18 protein-coding genes are annotated in these 16,958 nt (G+C 64.8%); 7 read left to right on the top strand and 11 right to left on the bottom strand.

All coding sequences use genetic code 11. The features are described 5' to 3' along the window. Positions 1-21 precede the first annotated feature (21 nt). A complete protein-coding gene (locus tag QAZ22_RS02920) occupies positions 22-912 on the bottom strand; it encodes a LysR family transcriptional regulator (RefSeq protein WP_278205487.1) in 891 nt (296 codons plus the stop codon). Positions 913-1,008: 96 nt separating this feature from the next. Here QAZ22_RS02920 and QAZ22_RS02915 point away from each other — a divergent pair, with 96 nt between their 5' ends. After that, positions 1,009-2,004, top strand: coding sequence for an aldo/keto reductase (locus QAZ22_RS02915; RefSeq protein ID WP_278205486.1), 996 nt, complete (start codon positions 1,009-1,011; stop codon positions 2,002-2,004). Positions 2,005-2,235: 231 nt separating this feature from the next. Here the strand turns inward: QAZ22_RS02915 and QAZ22_RS02910 are convergent, their stop codons facing one another. From QAZ22_RS02910 to infC, 8 genes are all read right to left on the bottom strand, one after another. Then, a complete protein-coding gene (locus QAZ22_RS02910; RefSeq protein ID WP_278205485.1) occupies positions 2,236-2,838 on the bottom strand; it encodes a nucleotidyltransferase family protein in 603 nt (200 codons plus the stop codon). A gap of 39 nt (positions 2,839-2,877) precedes the next feature. Continuing rightward, a complete protein-coding gene (gene pheT, locus QAZ22_RS02905; protein WP_278205484.1) occupies positions 2,878-5,286 on the bottom strand; it encodes a phenylalanine--tRNA ligase subunit beta in 2,409 nt (802 codons plus the stop codon). Further along, positions 5,283-5,720, bottom strand: coding sequence for a GFA family protein (locus tag QAZ22_RS02900; RefSeq protein WP_278205483.1), 438 nt, complete (start codon positions 5,718-5,720; stop codon positions 5,283-5,285). Before QAZ22_RS02900 ends, pheT begins: the two co-directional genes overlap by 4 nt. Continuing rightward, positions 5,717-6,844 carry a phenylalanine--tRNA ligase subunit alpha gene (gene pheS / locus QAZ22_RS02895; protein ID WP_278207772.1) on the bottom strand — a complete coding sequence of 376 codons (1,128 nt, stop codon included), beginning with the start codon at positions 6,842-6,844 and terminating at the stop codon, positions 5,717-5,719. Before pheS ends, QAZ22_RS02900 begins: the two co-directional genes overlap by 4 nt. A 131-nt stretch (positions 6,845-6,975) precedes the next feature. Then, positions 6,976-7,377 (bottom strand): 50S ribosomal protein L20, encoded by a 402-nt coding sequence (gene rplT, locus QAZ22_RS02890; protein WP_071100686.1) that lies wholly within the window; start codon positions 7,375-7,377, stop codon positions 6,976-6,978. A gap of 94 nt (positions 7,378-7,471) precedes the next feature. Then, positions 7,472-7,675 (bottom strand): 50S ribosomal protein L35, encoded by a 204-nt coding sequence (rpmI, locus tag QAZ22_RS02885; RefSeq protein WP_027166935.1) that lies wholly within the window; start codon positions 7,673-7,675, stop codon positions 7,472-7,474. 474 nt (positions 7,676-8,149) lie between these two features. Then, on the bottom strand, positions 8,150-8,797 hold the full coding sequence (locus QAZ22_RS02880) for an isoprenylcysteine carboxylmethyltransferase family protein (RefSeq protein WP_278205482.1): 648 nt from the start codon (positions 8,795-8,797) through the stop codon (positions 8,150-8,152). Between the two features lie 210 nt (positions 8,798-9,007). Continuing rightward, on the bottom strand, positions 9,008-9,544 hold the full coding sequence (gene infC / locus QAZ22_RS02875) for a translation initiation factor IF-3 (protein WP_126057137.1): 537 nt from the start codon (positions 9,542-9,544) through the stop codon (positions 9,008-9,010). A gap of 228 nt (positions 9,545-9,772) precedes the next feature. Here infC and QAZ22_RS02870 point away from each other — a divergent pair, with 228 nt between their 5' ends. The 4 genes from QAZ22_RS02870 to QAZ22_RS02855 all read left to right on the top strand — a co-directional run bounded on the left by QAZ22_RS02870 (position 9,773) and on the right by QAZ22_RS02855 (position 13,165). After that, entirely contained in the window at positions 9,773-10,543 is a 771-nt protein-coding gene (locus QAZ22_RS02870) for an alpha/beta hydrolase (protein WP_278205481.1), read from the top strand. A 3-nt stretch (positions 10,544-10,546) separates the two neighbouring features. Further along, the gene (locus QAZ22_RS02865; RefSeq protein ID WP_278205480.1) at positions 10,547-11,689 is read left to right on the top strand and encodes a benzoate/H(+) symporter BenE family transporter; all 1,143 of its coding nucleotides are present in this window, start codon (positions 10,547-10,549) and stop codon (positions 11,687-11,689) included. A 114-nt stretch (positions 11,690-11,803) separates the two neighbouring features. Then, complete coding sequence (locus tag QAZ22_RS02860) at positions 11,804-12,286, top strand: DUF2852 domain-containing protein (protein ID WP_278205479.1); 483 nt, start codon at positions 11,804-11,806, stop codon at positions 12,284-12,286. Between the two features lie 120 nt (positions 12,287-12,406). After that, the gene (locus QAZ22_RS02855; RefSeq protein WP_278205478.1) at positions 12,407-13,165 is read left to right on the top strand and encodes a M48 family metallopeptidase; all 759 of its coding nucleotides are present in this window, start codon (positions 12,407-12,409) and stop codon (positions 13,163-13,165) included. Between the two features lie 77 nt (positions 13,166-13,242). Here QAZ22_RS02855 and QAZ22_RS02850 read toward each other — a convergent pair whose 3' ends face one another. Together QAZ22_RS02850 and QAZ22_RS02845 are read right to left on the bottom strand one after the other, a co-directional pair. Beyond that, a complete protein-coding gene (locus tag QAZ22_RS02850; protein WP_278205477.1) occupies positions 13,243-14,184 on the bottom strand; it encodes an IS110 family transposase in 942 nt (313 codons plus the stop codon). A 448-nt stretch (positions 14,185-14,632) separates the two neighbouring features. Beyond that, the gene (locus QAZ22_RS02845) at positions 14,633-14,851 is read right to left on the bottom strand and encodes a hypothetical protein (RefSeq protein WP_278205476.1); all 219 of its coding nucleotides are present in this window, start codon (positions 14,849-14,851) and stop codon (positions 14,633-14,635) included. Between the two features lie 109 nt (positions 14,852-14,960). Between QAZ22_RS02845 and QAZ22_RS02840 the strand changes: the two genes are divergently transcribed. Beyond that, the gene (locus QAZ22_RS02840) at positions 14,961-15,620 is read left to right on the top strand and encodes a phosphoribosylanthranilate isomerase (RefSeq protein ID WP_278205475.1); all 660 of its coding nucleotides are present in this window, start codon (positions 14,961-14,963) and stop codon (positions 15,618-15,620) included. An 86-nt stretch (positions 15,621-15,706) separates the two neighbouring features. Continuing rightward, positions 15,707-16,957: a tryptophan synthase subunit beta gene (gene trpB, locus QAZ22_RS02835; RefSeq protein WP_278205474.1), complete on the top strand. Its 1,251-nt coding sequence runs from the start codon at positions 15,707-15,709 to the stop codon at positions 16,955-16,957. The last annotated feature ends 1 nt before the right edge of the window (position 16,958 follow it).

Below are 16,958 nucleotides of genomic sequence, written 5' to 3'. Positions count from 1 at the left end.
CTTTGTTTCGCGATCGCCCCACTATCCGCTCACCCTGAAGAAATCGACGAAAGCCCGAAGCGCCGGCCGCATCTGGCGGCGGCTGGGATAATAGACGAAGAAGCCGTCGAAGGACGGACACCAGTCTTCCAGCACGCGGATCAGCTTTCCGTCGGCAAGTGCCGCCCGGACATAGGGCTCGAAGACGAAGGCAAGCCCGGCGCCGTCGACCGCCGCTTGCGCGATCAGATGGTCCTCGTCGAGGATCAGCGGCCCCTGCGCCGCGATTTCGATCTCCTCGCCGTCCTTTTCGAATTCCCAGCGGTAAAGAATGCCGCTGGAGAAGCGAAAGCGCAGGCAGCGATGGTGGGCCAGGTCGCGCGGATGGCGCGGTTTCGGCATGGCGGCGAAATAGGACGGCGCGCCGACCACCGCGCCGCGAATGTCTGGACCGATGCGCACCGCGATCATGTCGCGCTGCAGGCTCTCGCCGAGCCGCACACCGGCGTCGAAGCCGCCTTCGACCACATCGGTGAAACGGTCTTCTATGACGATCTCCAGCACGATGTCGGGATAGGCGGCGGCAAAGGCGGCGAGTCGCGGCGTCAGCACCAGATGCGCGGCGGTGCGCGGCACGGTCAGCCGCAGGTTGCCGGCAGGCCGGTCGCGCGCCTCGACCGCCGTCTCCAGCGCCAGGTCGATCTCGGACAGCGCCGGCCGCAGCCGTTCGAGCAACTGCGCGCCTTCTTCGGTCGGCGCTACGCTGCGCGTGCTGCGTGCCAGAAGACGCACGCCGAGCCTTGCTTCCAGGCTCGACACCGCGTGGCTGACCGCCGACGGCGCAATGCCAAGCTCGCGCGCGGCACCGCGAAAACTGGCGCATTGTGCGACAGTAGCGAGCACGGCGAGTTGGGACAGGTTGGCGCGGTTCATTGATCTATTTTATAGAGCAAGCCGTACAAAAGAGACAGAATTATCGAACGCTCTGCGAGGCGCTATCTCTTCCTCATCGCAACAAGGAGATGCGCCATGCAAACCCGCAAACTAGGAACTGAACTCGAAGTCTTCCCCGTCGGCCTCGGCTGTATGGGCATGAGCTTCGGCTACGGCGGCCAGCCCGAGGCCGAGGCGATCGCCACGCTGCGCCGCGCCGTCGAGATCGGCGTCAACTTCTTCGACACCGCCGAGGTCTACGGGCCTTTCGAGAACGAGATCCTGCTCGGCAAGGCGCTGAAGCCGGTGCGTGACAAGATCACCATCGCCACCAAATTCGGCTTCAAGATTTCCGAGCACGGTTCGGGCACCGACCGTATGATCGGTGTCGACAGCCGCCCCGAGCACGTCAAGGCGGTGGCGGAAGCCTCGCTGAAGCGCCTCGATACCGACGTGATCGACCTCTACTACCAGCATCGCGTCGATCCGAACGTCCCGATCGAGGACACAGTTGGCGCCATGGCCGAGTTGGTGCGCGAAGGCAAGGTGCGGGCGCTGGGCCTGTCGGAAGTGAGCGGAGCGACGCTGCGTCGTGCGCATGCCGTGCATCCCATCGCCGCCGTGCAGAGCGAATATTCGCTGTGGAGCCGCGACCCGGAGGACGAGGTCTTCGCTGTCTGCCGCGAGCTTGGCATCGGCTTCGTCCCCTACAGCCCGCTCGGCCGCGGCCTGCTCACCGGCACCATCGCCAAGCCGGATGCGCTCGGCGCCGGCGACTGGCGGCTCGGCCTGCCGCGCTTCCAGGCCGAAGCTATGGAAGCCAACAACGCCGTCATCGCGGTGCTGGAGAAGATGGCGGCCGAGAAGGGCGTGACGCCGGCGCAGCTGGCGCTCGCCTGGGTGCTGCACCAGGGCGATTTCATCGTGCCGATCCCCGGCGCGCGAAAGATCCGCCACCTGGAGCAGAACACGGCGGCGGCCGGGATCGAGCTGAGCGCCGTCGAGGCTGCGGCGATCGGCGACGCGCTGTCGCCCGACAAGGTGGTCGGCAAGCGCTATACCGAGGAATTGCTGGCGCTGGTGAATGGGTGAGCTGTGATAGAGGAAGGGGCGCCTAGGCGTCCCTTCTTTCGAGAGGTAGGCGCGAGGCACCCCTCTCTGTCCTGCCGGACATCTCCCCCTCAAGGGGGGAGATTGGCTGTCGCCGCCGCTTTCGCCAATCACCGAGGTTAAAGGAAGAGGCACGGCGCCGAAGCTGCTGATCTCCCCCCTTGAGGGGGAGATGCCCGGCAGGGCAGAGGGGGGTGCCTCGCGCCGACATCCCTACCAAGGCACCACCTCAATCTCCGGCCAGTATTCCTGCGCCCTTCTCCCCTTCGCCTCATGGGTCCGCCGATTGTCCAGCACCCTGTTCGGCACGATGCGGAACGAGAAAATGTCGTCGAGCCCGAACGGCGCAACGAGCTCCAGCTCTCCGTCGCTGCCGAAGCGCACCCCGACCGCATGCGTCTTCGAGGCAAAAAAGCTGATGGGTTCACTCGCGCTCGTGTAGCGCGGGCATTCCTGCCCGAACTTCACCGGATACCACAGATGCACGCGCGCCTGGTTGCGCACCTCGACCGGCAGCGCCAGCCCCTCGAAATGCTGCGCCGCTCGGCGGATCACCGCATCCTCGGCCTCGTAGGAGAGGTCGGCGTCGTCGAAATAGAACAGGTCGACATCCTTGATGCCGTAGCCCGGCGGTTTGCCGGTCAGGTGGTTCCAGACGCTGTTGTAGAGCGCGCCCGAGACCACCAGCCAATCCGGCAGCGCCATCGCGCGCACGCGCGCCAGCGTTTCATTGAGCAGCGGGTCGGCCGCGACGATGGCGAGGAAGGTCGCGCGCTGCTCTTCGAAGGCAAGGCCGGAATAGCGGAGATGGTTCATCGCCCTTTGGAGGGCGATTCGCCATCGCTCCGCAATGCTCTACGTACGCAGGACTCCGCCCGTCTGCTTGTTGACGTTCTCGACGATGCGTTTTGCGAGCGCCTCGAAATCCTCGTCGGTCAGCGTCTTTTCGACCGGCTGGATCGAGACTTCGATGGCGATCGACTTCTTGGCCGCGCCCAGCGCAGCGCCTTCGAAGACGTCGAACACCGAAACGCCGGTGACCAGCTTCTTGTCGGCGGCTAAAGCCGCCCGCACCAGCGTGCCGGCTTCGACCGACCTGTCGACGACGAAGGCGAAGTCGCGCTTCACCGCCTGGAACGGAGAAAGCTCGAGCTTCGGCTTGGTACGCGTCGGCTTGGCCTTCGGTTCCGGCACGGCATCGACATAGACCTCGAAGCCGCACAGCGGTCCGGCAACGTCGAGCACTTCGAGCGTCTTCGGATGGAATTCGCCGAAGGTGCCGAGCACGGTCTTCGGCCCGAGCTTGATCGTGCCGGAGCGTCCGGGATGATACCAGGCCGGGCCGCCGGGCTCGATCTGCAGCCGGTCGACCGGCGCGCCGCAGGCTTCGAGCGCCGCGATCGCGTCCGCCTTGGCGTCGAACACGCCGACCGGTCCGGCATTGCCGGCCCAGCTGCGGCCGGAGCCGTCGAGCTTGGCCGTGCCGCGCCTGACACCGGCGGCAACGCGCCGCTGCTGGTCGGCCATGTCGCCTTCATAGGTGCCGGAGACCTCGAACAGCGCCACGTCGCCGATGCCGCGATCGGCGTTGCGCTGCGCGGCGCTGATCAGCCCCGGCAGCAGCGAGGGCCGCATGTCGGACATGTCGGCGGCGATCGGGTTGGCGAGCTTCAACGCATTCTGGCCGCCGCCGAACAGTTCGGCGTGCTTCGCCGGGATGAACGACCAGGTGACCGCCTCCATCATGCCGCGCACCGCAAGCGCGCGCTTCGCCGCGCGGGTGCGCACTTGCAGCGTGGTCAGGATCTTGCCGCTGACCGCGTCGTGCGAGGTCAGCGGCTGGGCCAAGATGTTGTCGACGCCGTGGATGCGCATCACTTCCTCGACGAGGTCGGCCTTGCCGTCGACATCCGGCCGCCAGGACGGCACCTTCACCTCGGCGGCGTCGCCCGAGCTGCGCGGCTCGAAGCCGAGGCGGGTCAGGATAGCGAGCGCTTCTTCCCTTGGCACCTCGATGCCGGTCAGCCGCTTCACCTCCGAGAGCGGGAAGAAGATGATCTTCGGCTTGTGGCCGGCATAGCCAGCCACTTCGATTTCCGTCGGCGTGCCGCCGCAGAAATCGATCACCAGCTTGGTCGCGAGCTCGACGCCCGGCACCATGAATTCGGGATCGACGCCGCGCTCGAAGCGGTAGCGGGCATCGCTGATGATGCCGAGCGTGCGGCCGGTGCGGGCCGTCGTGATCGGGTCCCAGAGCGCCGATTCGATCAGCACGTCGGTGGTGTTCTCGTCGCAGCCCGAATGCTCGCCGCCCATGATGCCGGCGATCGATTCGACGCCGTTGTCGTCGGCTATCACGCACATTTCCGGCGTCAGCGCGTATTCGCGCCCGTCGAGCGCCAGCACCTTCTCGCCGTCCCTGGCGCGGCGCACGACGAGGTTGCCGGCGACCTTGTTGGCGTCGAAGACATGCAGCGGCCGGCCGCGGTCGAAGGTGACGTAGTTGGTGATGTCGACCAGCGCGCTGATCGGGCGCAGCCCGATCGCGATCAGCCGCTGTTGCAGCCATTTCGGCGACGGGCCGTTCTTCACGCCCTTCACCAGCGTCAGCGCGAAGCCGGGGCAGAGTTCCGGCGCCTCGATCTTGACCTTGACCGGGCACATGCCGTTGCCGGCATGCGGCATGATCGCGCCGCCGGTGAGGCGGCCGAGCCCGCTCGCCGCGAGGTCGCGCGCGATACCGTAGACGCTGGTCGCATCCGGCCGGTTCGGCGTCAGATTGATCTCGATCACCGGGTCGTCGAGATGCGCGTAAGCCGCGAAGCTGGTGCCGATTGGAGCGTCCTCGGGCAAATCGATGATGCCGGTGTGCTCGTCGGACAGCTGCAGCTCGCGCTCCGAGCACATCATGCCGTGGCTCTCGACGCCGCGGATCTTGCCGACCGAGAGCGTCACGTCGATGCCAGGGATATAAGTGCCGGGCGCGGCGAAAGCGCCGATCAGGCCGGCCCGCGCGTTCGGCGCCCCGCACACCACCTGCACCGGCGGCTTGCCGTCGCCGGTGTCGACGGTGAGCACGCGCAGGCGATCGGCGTCCGGGTGTTGGACTGCCGTCAGCACCTTGGCGATGACGAAGGGCTTCAGGCTCGCCTTGTCGTCGACATGTTCGACTTCGAGGCCGATCGCTGTCAGCCTTTCGACGATCTCGGCAAGCGAAGCGTCGGTCTCGAGATGGTCCTTGAGCCAGGAGAGGGTGAATTTCATGACTGTGTTCCGTCTGGGTTAGACGATGATGGCCTGGGCACGCTGGTCTTGAGATGCCGCGGCAGGTCGTCAGGCATATGCAGGAAGGGCAGTTGCTCGCGCACATAGGCATGCAGGGTCGGCTTGAAATAGGCCGGCATGTCCATGGCGCCGAGCATGAAGTAGATGTGGCCGTTGAGACGCTCGTCGCTATAGGCGATGGGCGAGCCGCAGATGCCGCAGAAGGAGCGCTCGACCGGGCCGTTCCGGTAGGCCTTCAGCGACTTGCCATCGAGCGCGACCTGGTCGGCCATGAAGCCGACGAAGGCCGACACCGGCGCGCCGCTGGCACGCCGGCAATCGCCGCAATGGCAATAGCTGATGTGGTGCGGCTCGGCTGACGCCTCGAACCGCACCGCGCCGCAGCGGCAGCCGCCGGTGTGCGGGGCGGTCATGTCGAGAGCCCCCCGAACAGCGTCGGCAGGTCGAGCGGACGGAAGCCGTAATGCGTGAGCCAGCGCACGTCGGCGTCGAAGAAGGCGCGCAGGTCCGGCATGCCGTATTTCAGCATGGCGATGCGGTCGATGCCCATGCCCCAGGCGAAGCCCTGGTATTCGTCCGGATCGAGCCCGCCGTAGCGCAGCACGTTGGGATGCACCATGCCGCAGCCCAGGATCTCCATCCAGTCGGAACCTTCGCCGAAGCGCACTTCGCCCGGACGCGAGCGGTCGCACTGGATGTCGACCTCGAGGCTGGGTTCCGTGAACGGAAAGAAGGACGGCCGGAAGCGCATCTTGACGCTCGGCACCTCGAAGAAGGCCTTGCAGAACTCCTCCAGCACCCACTTCATGTTGGCGATGTTGGCTGATCTGTCGATCACCAGCCCCTCGACCTGATGGAACATCGGCGAGTGCGTGGCGTCCGAATCCTGCCGGTAGGTCTTGCCGGGGATGACGATGCGGATCGGCGGCTTCTGCCCCTCCATGGTGCGGATCTGCACCGGCGAGGTGTGCGTGCGCAACAGCTTGCGCTCGCCCTTCTCGTCCGGCTGGAAGAAGAAGGTGTCGTGCATCTCGCGCGCCGGATGGCCGTGCGGGAAGTTGAGCGCGGTGAAGTTGTAATAGTCGGTCTCGATGTCCGGACCTTCGGCGATCGAGAAGCCGAGGTCGCCGAAGATCGCCGCGATCTCGTCGATCACCTGGCTGATCGGATGGATGCGGCCGCGCTCGGCCGGCGATTGCCGCACAGGCAGCGTCACGTCGACCGTCTCGGCGGCGAGCCGTGCGGCGATCGCCACGTCCTTCAGCTCGGCTTTGCGCGCCGTCAGCGCCTCGGTGACGCGGTTCTTCAGCCCGTTGATCGCCGGGCCTTTCACCTGCCGTTCCTCGGCACTCATGGCGCCGAGCGTCTTCAGCATTTCGGAGACCGAGCCTTTCTTGCCCAGCGCCGAGACGCGCACCGCCTCGATCGCCTGCTCGTCGGCCGCGGCCGCGATGTCGGCAAGCAGGGAAGCTTCAAGGGTTTCAAGATTTCCAGCGGTGGCGTTCACGGCGAAACTCTCTCGATGGGTAACCGGCATCGCGCTACGCGGTGCCATCTTGGTTACATCAGGAACAAATTTGGTTGCATCAGGCATAAGAAAAACCCGCGCCAGCCGTGCCAGCGCGGGTTCCCCAAAATCAGATTTGCGTATGCTTGGGAAGCGCTGGCTTAGGCGACAGCGCTCTCAAAAGCATTCGGCGTGGTGTTCTTCAGATATTCGAGCGCGACCTTGGCCTTGGCGACCAGGGCTGCGAAAGCCTGCGGCTCGTGGATGGCCATGTCCGAAAGGATCTTGCGGTCGATCTCGATGCCGGCCTTGTTGAGGCCGTCGATGAAGCGGCCATAGGTCAGGCCATGCTCGTGCACCGCCGCGTTGATGCGCTGGATCCACAGCGCGCGGAACGAGCGCTTGCGGTTCTTGCGGTCGCGATAGGCATACTGCAGCGACTTCTCCACCGCCTGCTTGGCGATGCGGATGGTGTTCTTGCGGCGGCCGTAGAAGCCCTTGGCGGCTTTCAGGACCTTCTTGTGCTTGGCGTGGGCGGTGACGCCTCTCTTTACGCGTGCCATGTCATGATCTCCTTAAAAGCAATTCCAGGAAAAGTGTCTGGCGGTTTTCCGTTCTGAATTGCGTAAAAACAAAAAGCTGTTCCAGGCCGAGGGATTAGAGCCCGTTCGGGAGAAAATTCTTGATGACCTTCTTGCCGTCCGGTTCAGCCAGAACCATCGTGCCGCGGGCATCGCGAATGAACTTGTTGGAACGCTTGATCATGCCGTGGCGCTTGCCGGCGGCGGCCGACAGCACCTTGCCGGTGGCAGTAATCTTGAACCGCTTCTTGGCGGCCGATTTGGTCTTCATCTTGGGCATTTTGCTACTCCGTATTGGTGGCGCACCATCGCGCTTCTCGTTCGCTTCGGGCCGACCAAAGCCCGAAAAGCAAATGAAACCGCCACGGCATGCCCTGCCGGGCGGTTTTCTTGAACGGCGGTGCTATAGATCAAAGACGGCGCGCGCGCAACAGCTGAAGCGACACAGCAGAGGCGACGCCCTTGCGGCAAACGCTTCAGGTGAATTCTCCCGGCGTCGGCGCCGCCCCTCACCTGCCTGCCGGCATCCTCTCCCCGTATAGTGACGGGGAGAGGGGCGCTGTCGTCGCCGGCTTCGCCAATCGCAAGCGTTGCAAGAAGGTCGTCGTCGTTGCGGCCAGCCCTTTCTCCCCGTCACTATACGGGGAGAAATGCCCGGCAGGGCAATGAGGGGTAGCGCCGACCTCGAAAATGAGTTCTCAAATTCGGGCTCTGTCGCGATCCCGCTAGCCGAAGGCGCGCGACGCGAGCCACCTTAAGGCAGCGTGAACCACACCGGCAGCACACCTGATTGCTGCGCGCCGTCGATCAGTTCGAAGGCCGGCAGCGCCACCAGGAACACCAATCCGTCGAGCAGCGTGTTCAACAGCAGGCGCGGCTTGAAGCTGCCGGTATCGCCCTCCTGGTAGAGCGAAAGGTTGGGAAAGAAGCGCGGCACCTTCGCCAGATAGGCTTTGTAGGGGGCGCCGAGCACTTCCTTGAGATAGCGCTCCTCGCGCAGGATGACGATGTGGAAGGCGCCGGCGCACAGGAGCGCGAAGAGGATGATGCCGGAGAACGAGCCGATCTGCGCGCCCACGCCGGCGGCCGCCACGGTCGAAAACAAGTAAAGCGGGTTGCGGGTGATCGAATAGGGCCCGCCGGTGACCACCTCGGAGGATTTGCGGCCGCCGATATAGAGCGTGGACCACAAGCGCCCGACGACGCCGAGGAAGATCAGCAGCACGCCGAACATCTCGATCGACTCGTGCATCGGCGTGTCGGGAGGGAACGTCGACTGGCCGAACAAGAGTGCCGCAAACAGCACCACGATGAGCACGGCCAGCACGACGCGGCGCATATATTGATAGCCGCCCAACCCCTCTATCTGGTTGTCGGGCGGGACCTTCGTTTCATCGACCATGGCCAATCCGATCGTCGCTTTCTTTGCCGGCGATCGGATAGAAAACAGGCGCCCCGCCGATCGTCGGGTCGCCGTGCGCGGCAATTCGGGCGGATTTTAGGGCACGAAGCCGCGCCGGGCGGTCAACTCTCTTTCCCGAAACCGTGATCGGCGCGACGGATTGCAGCGGTCGCGCCGGAATGGTTCCTGGACGAAAAGGAAGGCGCCCTGTCAGCGGGGCGCCAGCACCATCATCATCTGGCGGCCTTCGAGCTTCGGCTCGGCCTCGACCTTGGCGATCGGCGCCACTTCCTCGCGCACCTTGTTCAGGAGCTGCATGCCGAGCTCCATATGCGCCATCTCGCGGCCGCGGAAGCGCAACGTCAGCTTGACCTTGTCGCCTTCCTCGAAGAAGCGCCGCACGGCCTTCATCTTGGTCTCGTAGTCATGGCTGTCGATGTTCGGGCGCATCTTGATCTCTTTGATCTCGATGACCTTCTGGTTCTTGCGCGCTTCGGCCGCCTTCTTCTGGTTGGCGTATTTCAGCTTGCCGAGATCGAGGATTTTTACGACGGGCGGCTGCGCGTTGGGCGATATCTCGACGAGATCGAGCCCAGCCTCTTCGGCGAGCAGCAATGCGTCGTTGATGGAAACTTCGCCACGGTTCTGGCCTTCGGCGTCGATGAGCTGGACCCGGGGAACCCGGATGTCTCGGTTGGAGCGCGGACCGTCCTTGGTGGGGGCCGCTGCTTTGAAAGGTCTGCGAATGGTCGTGGTCTCCTCGGCCGTTTCGTTCGGGGGTTGTTTAGATTCAAGTCCTTGGACGCGCCTATGTGGTGAGCGCGCGGCCGGAGTCAATAGCACAGCCTCACCAGGAAATCACCTCAAAGCTTGCCCCGGGAAGCCGCCATCGTCTGCACCAAGCAAAGAAACGTCACGAGCACTTTTCCATGAACCGCCGGTTGTGCCAAAAGACCGCCCGGGAAGGATAATGTCATGAACGCCAGCGCACCAGTTTTCATCGACGTGGACGGGGCAGAGATCGCCGTCAGGCAGGTGCCGGGCTCGGCGCCGGGCATCGTCTGGCTGGGCGGCTACAAGTCCGACATGCTGGGCACCAAGGCCGAAGCGCTGTCGGCCTGGACGGCCCGCGAAGGCCGCGCCTATCTGCGCCACGACTATTCCGGCCACGGCGAATCCGGCGGCGATTTCGCCGACGGCACGATCTCGAAATGGCTGGCCGAGAGCCTTTCCGTCTTCCGCCGCTTCAGCAAGGGCAAGCAGATCCTGGTCGGCTCCTCGATGGGGGCGTGGATAGCGTTGCGCATGGTTCAGGAACTGCGCAAGGCGGGCGAGGATCGCGTGGCCGGCCTCGTGCTGCTTGCGCCGGCGCCGGACTTCACGATCGAGCTGATCGAACCGGTGCTGACCAAGGCGCAGAAGCGCGATCTTTCGAAAAAGGGATTTTTCGCCGAACCGTCCGACTATTCGGACGAGCCCTATATCTACACGCGCGCGCTGATCGAGGACGGCCGGGCGAACCGGGTGATGGCCGGGCCGATCGACACCCACTGCCCGGTACACATCCTGCAGGGCCTGGCCGATCCCGACGTGCCGTCCGGCCATGCGCTGAAGCTCGCCGCGCTTTTGCCGGCCGACGACGTCACGCTGTCGCTGATTCCCGACGGCGATCATCGTCTATCCCGCCCCGAGGATCTCGACATGCTGCTCCGCGCCGTCGGCGACATGGTCAAGCGGGTCGCTTGAACCATGCGCATTTCCATCCCCATATCCGCCTTCGTCGCGGCGATCGTCGGCTTTGGCGGCACTTTAGCCATCGTCATCGCCGCGGCCAAGGCGGTCGGCACCACGCAGATCGAGACCGCGAGCGGCGTGACGGCGATCTGCCTGGCCATGGCGATCGAATGCCTGTGGCTGTCCTGGCGCACCAAGATGCCGGTCATCACCGCCTGGTCGACGCCGGGACTGGCGCTGATTGCCGCCTCCAGCGGCTTCACCATGCCGGAAGCCGTCGGTGCCTTCATCGTCACCGGCATCCTTCTGATTGCCACCGGCCTGTTCAAGCCGCTGACCCGGCTGATCGCGATGATTCCGGCCTCGGTGGCTTCCGGCATGCTCGCCGGCATCCTGGTCGGCTTCGCCGTCAATGCGGTGAAGGCCATCCCCGCCGATCCGTGGCTGATCTTGCCGCTGATCGCCGCCTTCTTCGTCATCCGGCTGTTCAATCCGGCATTGTCTGTGCTGGTGGTGCTGATCGGCGGCGGCCTCGCCGCCTTCCTCACCGGCCGCGTCGGCGGCCTGCCGGCGCCCGAACTGTCGACGCTGACACTGGTTGCGCCGCAGTTCACCGCCTCGGCGATCGTTGGGCTGGCCTTGCCGCTCTACCTCGTCACCATGGCCTCGCAAAACCTGTCCGGCCTCGCCGTCCTGAAAGCCGCCGGCTACCACCCGGAGCCCGGCCCGCTGATCGGCGTCACCGGCCTGTTTTCGCTGCTCTCGGCGCCGTTCGGCGCCTCGACCACCAATCTGGCGGCCATCTCGGCCGCGATCTGCACCGGCCCGGACGTCCATCCGGACCCTGCCGAGCGTTGGAAGACCGGGCCGTTCTACGCGCTCGCCTATCTGGTCTTCGCCATCTTCGGCGCTTCGCTGGTAGCGATCTTCGCCGTCCTGCCGCAGAGCCTGATCGTGCTGGTCGCCGGTCTGGCGCTGATGGCGCCTTTGGCCAACGCGCTGTCGATCGCTCTCCATGACACGGGCGAGCGCATGCCGGCCACCGTCACCTTCGCGGTGACCGCCTCGGGGTTGACGCTGTTCGGTGTCGGCGCGGCGTTTTGGGGCCTGGTTGCCGGAATGGTGGTGCTTTTCCTCGAAAAACTCAAAAAGCGATAATCATTTCAACCGCTTCGCCGGTTTTGGACGGACTTGCCTTGAATCGCCGATTTCGCCTTCCCATTTCGATTCCACGCAGCCGGTTTGGCTGTCTCCAACGGAAGGATTGGGAGAATGAACACAACCGCATTGATCCGTCCGGCCTGGACGCCGGCGACCATCGCGCTGATGGTGATCGGCTTCATGATGTTCTGGCCGCTCGGCTTCGCCATGCTTGCCTACATCATCTGGGGCGACCGGCTCGATGGCTTCAAGCGTGACGTCAACCGCGCCACCGACGGTATCTTCGCCGGCTGCCGCCGCGGCTCCGACAAGGCCGCCCGCTGGGGCCACGGCTCGTCCCGCACCGGCAACGTCGCCTTCGACGACTGGCGCGAGAAGGAGCTCGAGCGCCTCGCCGAGGAGCGCCGCAAGCTCGACGAAATGCTGACCGAGTTCGACGAGTATGCCCGCGAGCTGCGCCGCGCCAAGGACCAGGAAGAGTTCGACCGCTTCATGGCTCAGCGCAACAAGCCGACCGCGCCGACCGCCACTGGCGGCTCGACCGGAGCGACAGGGCCGAAGCGCGGCGAAGGCACGAATCTGCTCGACGACTGAGGCCGCGCGACAGGTTTCGGCGTGATAATACGGCGTCGCGCGAGCGGCGCCGTTTCTTTTTTGTTCTCCATGTAGCTTCACTCCACTGGCCGTTTTCCTCGAATCGCGTATCGTCCAGCCATGTCCCTCGGCTTCTTTCGCAATCTGACCAAGCCCAAGCCCGCGCCCGTCGTAGAGCGCGAGCATTGCGTCGCCGGCCGCACGCTGCCGCTCAAGATCGTCGAGAGCGCCAGGGCCCGGCGGCTGACGCTGCGCATCGATTCCGGCGGCCAGGGCCTGCGCATCACCGTGCCGCCCGGCCTGCGGCGCGGCGAGGTCGAGAAATTCCTCGACCGTCATCAGGACTGGCTGGAGCAGCGCCTGGCCAAGGTGCCGATGCGTCCGCAGGTGCGGCCAGGCATCAAGATCCCGATCCGGGGCGTGCCGCACCGCATCGTCCATGAGCCGGTAAAGCGCGGCACCGTCACCATCGCTCGCGACGATCGCGGCCCGCTGCTGATCGTGCATGGCGAGCGCATCCACCTGCCGCGCCGTATCGCCGATTATCTGAAACGCGAGGCCAAGCGCGAGATCGAGAAATTGGTGGTCAAACACACCGAAGCGATCGGCAAGCGCGCCAAGGCGATCCGTTACAAGGATACCTCCAGCCGCTGGGGGTCATGCACCTCGGAGGGCAATCTCTCCTTCTCGTGGCGCATCATGATGGCGCCGCCGCCGGTCATCAATTACCTGGTGGCGCATGAGGTGGCGCATCTGAAAGAGATGAACCACGGCCCGAAATTCTGGAAATTGTGCGAAAAGCTCTGCCCCGACACCGACCGCTGCAAGGACTGGCTGAAGCGCAACGGCGGCGCGCTGCAGGCGATCGTGTTCGAGTAAGTCGTCTGCGAGGCGCCATTGTCGTCCACCGCTGGCTGCGGGACGTTGGAGATTTGGCCGAGCCCTCAGCGTCGTCATCAACTCTGAAGGATCGAGGCGTCTCTAAGCCTAGCGTTTAGGGTGACGATGATCTTTCGCATGACGGCGGCGATGGCCACCATTGGCTTCTTGCCGTTGGCGCGAAGGCGTTTGTAGAATGGTGCGAACTCGCCCCTTCCGGCAGCGGCGTGCAAGGCGGGCATGTAGAGCATGCTCCTGACCTCTGGTCGTCCGCCACGGATTTTGCGGTAGCCGTGTTTTTGGCCACTGTCGTTTGGATGAGGCGCGAGCCCTGCAAGGGCTGCAGCCTTGCGGCGTGTCATGGACCCCAGTTCGGGCAAGGTGGCCAAGAGCTTGGCCGCCACGATCGGGCCGAGACTGTCCATGGCCGTGCAGATGGCTGCCCGGTGCTTGAGGGTGGTGCTGTTGGCGACGAGCTCGCGGATGTCGGCCTCGATGGCCTTGATCTGATTGTCGATGGCTTTGATCAGCGCCTTGAAGGAGGCGGCGAGCTCGCGGCCGCCGGGAGCCTTGAGGCGGTTCTTCTCGGCGCCCCTGAGGGCTATGAGCTCCTGGCGGCGGCGGACCAAGGCGCGCAGGCGGATCTCCTCAGCGTCTGGAGCCTGCCACAGGCACAGCTTATCCCAGCGCTCACGGCCATAGGCCCAAAGCATGCCGGCATCGATGGCGTCGCTCTTGCCGTGCGTGCCGTAGGAGCGGATGAAGCTCTTGACCTTGAGCGTGTCGGCACGATGGCAGGCGATGCCCGAGCGCAGGCACTCCTCGAGCAGCAGGCTTTCATGGCCGCCGGTCGGCTCGCACACGACAAGGTCGATGTGTTTGTAGCTCTTGAGCAAGGCACGGATCGTGCGCCGCTGATTGGCGATAGTGCGGGTGGTGGCGCCGTCACAGACGGTGATGGTGTCCTTGGCGATGTCGAAGCCGAGGCACAATTGCGGTTGTTGATGCAGGAAGGCCATGCTGGTGGTATCCTTAAAGGGCTTCGGATTGTTTGCGGGCGTGGCGTGAGCCAGCGGCCAATCAACTCTCCAAGCGATGGCGGACAAAGACGGCAGGGACCTTGATGACGTCGGGTGCTACCCGGTCCCAGGGACGGTCGCCTGCCGCCGGGACTGCTGGCTGTGATGGGCCGCAGTCCCGGCCGCCAAACTACCCGATCCTTCTCAAACAATCCTAGGGCGAAGCAAGGAGCGAAGCGACGCGCGTAGACCCTAGGATCCATGCCGCGATGCGTGAGCGCTGCGGCGGTTCAGAAGTTGTTTTGCCTTGACGAGAGGCGTCCCAGAACGGCCTTTTCGATCGCGGCACTCTTCGGCCGACGTAACGGAATGGATCCCAGGGTCTGCGCTCCGCTTTCGCGTCGCTCCGCCCTGGGACGAAGGCGCGGTTGCCTCGCCGCAAACCCGCTCAATCGTCATTCGCGGCGTTCAACTCCTCCGGCTTCAGCCCCTCATCCCCCTGATGCGGCCAGGGCAAGAAATTCCGGTCGAAGGCGTCGCTGCCGAAATATTCCAGCGCCCGGTGCGCTTCGGCGCCGTTGAAGTCGGACTTCTCCATCAGATGCGCGATCACCTCGCGCGCCTGCGCGATCTTTTGCCTGAGTTCGGCGACGGTCCGGTCGGCCATTGGTTTGCTCCCGCCTGCATTGCCTTGAATTCAAGTTAGCGCTTTCTGACCATCCGGCAACAGCATGCTTTTTCTCGACTCTTGCGGCTTTTCGTGCCAATTCCGCGCCATGACGCTCGACATCAAGATCTGCGGATTGAAGACCGACGCCGCGATGGCTGCCGCGCTCGCCGGCGGCGCCAGCCATGTCGGCTTCATCTTCTTTGCCAAAAGCCCGCGTTACGTAGAACCGGCAGAGGCAGGGCGCCTGCGCGAAGCCGCGCGCGGCAAGGCCAAGGCGGTCGCCGTCACCGTCGACGCCGATGATGAATTCCTGGACGAGATCGTCTCCAGGATGCAGCCGGATATGCTGCAGCTGCATGGGTCCGAAACGCGGGCGCGGGTGGCGGAGCTCAAGGCTCGCTACGGCCTGCCGGTGATGAAGGTGCTGTCGGTCAGCGAAGCGGCGGACCTCGACCGGATAAAGCCCTACATCGGCATTGCCGACCAGTTCATGTTCGACGCCAAGCCGCCCATGGGATCGCAATTGCCGGGCGGCAACGGCGTCGCTTTCGACTGGCGCCTCCTTGCCGGCCTTGACGCCGGGCTCGATTACATGCTTTCCGGGGGGCTCAACGCCGCCAATGTCGGCGATGCCCTGAGACTGGCCAATCCGCCCGCAATAGACATCTCGTCGGGCGTGGAAAGCGCTCCCGGCGTCAAGGATCCGGCGCTGATCGAGCAGTTTTTCCGGGCCGTCAGGGCCGCGCGCGACGACCGCGCCGCCTGAGGAACCTAACCGAGCATGTCCCGGAAAAGTGGAATCCGGTTTTCCGATAAGGACATGCTCAAACATAAGATGCCAGGAGATCGGCGATGAACAAGCCGGCTATGCCCAATTCCTTCCGCACCGGGCCCGACGAGCAGGGCATGTTCGGCATTTTTGGCGGGCGCTTCGTCGCCGAGACGCTGATGCCGCTGATCCTCGATCTCGAAGAGCAGTGGAATAAGGCCAAGAACGATCCGGAGTTCAAGGCCGAGCTGCAGAACCTGTCGACCCACTATGCCGGGCGGCCGTCGAAGCTCTACTTCGCCGAAGGCCTGACCAAGCATCTTCGTGAGGTTTCCTCGGCGAGGGGCCTCGGGGGCGGCGCCAAGGTCTATTTCAAGCGCGAGGACCTGAACCATACCGGCTCGCACAAGATCAACAATTGCCTCGGCCAGATCCTGCTCGCCAAGCGCATGGGCAAGCGGCGCATCATCGCCGAGACCGGTGCCGGCCAGCACGGCGTCGCCTCGGCAACCGTCGCGGCGCGCTTCGGCTACCCTTGCGTCGTCTACATGGGCGCCACCGACGTCGCCCGCCAGAGCCCCAACGTCTTCCGCATGAAGCTGCTCGGCGCCGAGGTGCGGCCGGTCACCGCCGGCCACGGCACGCTGAAGGACGCCATGAACGAAGCCCTTCGTGATTGGGTCACCAATGTCGAGGACACCTATTACCTGATCGGCACCGCCGCCGGCCCGCATCCCTATCCGGAGCTGGTGCGCGACTTCCAGTCGGTTATCGGCACGGAAGCGCGTGCCCAGGTGCTGGAGCAGGAAGGCCGGCTGCCGGATGTCATCATCGCCGCGGTCGGCGGCGGCTCCAACGCCATCGGCCTCTTCCATCCCTTCCTCGATGACAAGGAGGTTCGCATCATCGGCGTCGAGGCCGGCGGGCGTGGCCTGAACGGCGTCGAGCACTGCGCCTCGATGAGCGCCGGCTCGCCGGGCGTGCTGCACGGCAACCGCACTTATCTCTTGCAGAATGCGGACGGCCAGATCCTCGACGGCCATTCGATCTCGGCCGGCCTCGATTATCCGGGCGTCGGGCCCGAGCATTCCTGGCTGCGCGATTCGGGCCGCGTCCAATATGTGCCGATCCTCGATGACGAGGCGCTGGAAGCCTTCCAGCTCACGACCCGCGTCGAAGGCATCATCCCGGCCCTGGAATCGGCGCACGCCATCGCCCACGCCATGAAGATCGTGCCGGAAATGGACAAGGACCAGATCGTCATCGTCAACCTGTCCGGCCGCGGCGACAAGGACGTGCATACGGTGGCCAACATGCTGGGCATGGAGATCTGAC

This window comes from Mesorhizobium sp. WSM4906, assembly GCF_029674625.1.
Taxonomy (GTDB): domain Bacteria; phylum Pseudomonadota; class Alphaproteobacteria; order Rhizobiales; family Rhizobiaceae; genus Mesorhizobium.
The sequence above is the reverse complement of the archived record's forward strand: the minus strand, read 5'-3'. Positions and strand labels throughout refer to the sequence as shown.

Bases quoted from the DNA above. Each gene is read 5' to 3' on its own strand.
- QAZ22_RS02920 (WP_278205487.1), bottom strand. From the start codon at position 912: ATGAACCGCGCCAACCTGTCCCAACTCGCCGTGCTCGCTACTGTCGCA.
- QAZ22_RS02915 (WP_278205486.1), top strand. From the start codon at position 1,009: ATGCAAACCCGCAAACTAGGAACTGAACTCGAAGTCTTCCCCGTCGGC.
- QAZ22_RS02910 (WP_278205485.1), bottom strand. From the start codon at position 2,838: ATGAACCATCTCCGCTATTCCGGCCTTGCCTTCGAAGAGCAGCGCGCG.
- pheT (WP_278205484.1), bottom strand. From the start codon at position 5,286: ATGAAATTCACCCTCTCCTGGCTCAAGGACCATCTCGAGACCGACGCT.
- QAZ22_RS02900 (WP_278205483.1), bottom strand. From the start codon at position 5,720: ATGACCGCCCCGCACACCGGCGGCTGCCGCTGCGGCGCGGTGCGGTTC.
- pheS (WP_278207772.1), bottom strand. From the start codon at position 6,844: ATGCCGGTTACCCATCGAGAGAGTTTCGCCGTGAACGCCACCGCTGGA.
- rplT (WP_071100686.1), bottom strand. From the start codon at position 7,377: ATGGCACGCGTAAAGAGAGGCGTCACCGCCCACGCCAAGCACAAGAAG.
- rpmI (WP_027166935.1), bottom strand. From the start codon at position 7,675: ATGCCCAAGATGAAGACCAAATCGGCCGCCAAGAAGCGGTTCAAGATT.
- QAZ22_RS02880 (WP_278205482.1), bottom strand. From the start codon at position 8,797: ATGGTCGATGAAACGAAGGTCCCGCCCGACAACCAGATAGAGGGGTTG.
- QAZ22_RS02870 (WP_278205481.1), top strand. From the start codon at position 9,773: ATGAACGCCAGCGCACCAGTTTTCATCGACGTGGACGGGGCAGAGATC.
- QAZ22_RS02865 (WP_278205480.1), top strand. From the start codon at position 10,547: ATGCGCATTTCCATCCCCATATCCGCCTTCGTCGCGGCGATCGTCGGC.
- QAZ22_RS02860 (WP_278205479.1), top strand. From the start codon at position 11,804: ATGAACACAACCGCATTGATCCGTCCGGCCTGGACGCCGGCGACCATC.
- QAZ22_RS02855 (WP_278205478.1), top strand. From the start codon at position 12,407: ATGTCCCTCGGCTTCTTTCGCAATCTGACCAAGCCCAAGCCCGCGCCC.
- QAZ22_RS02850 (WP_278205477.1), bottom strand. From the start codon at position 14,184: ATGGCCTTCCTGCATCAACAACCGCAATTGTGCCTCGGCTTCGACATC.
- QAZ22_RS02845 (WP_278205476.1), bottom strand. From the start codon at position 14,851: ATGGCCGACCGGACCGTCGCCGAACTCAGGCAAAAGATCGCGCAGGCG.
- QAZ22_RS02840 (WP_278205475.1), top strand. From the start codon at position 14,961: ATGACGCTCGACATCAAGATCTGCGGATTGAAGACCGACGCCGCGATG.
- trpB (WP_278205474.1), top strand. From the start codon at position 15,707: ATGAACAAGCCGGCTATGCCCAATTCCTTCCGCACCGGGCCCGACGAG.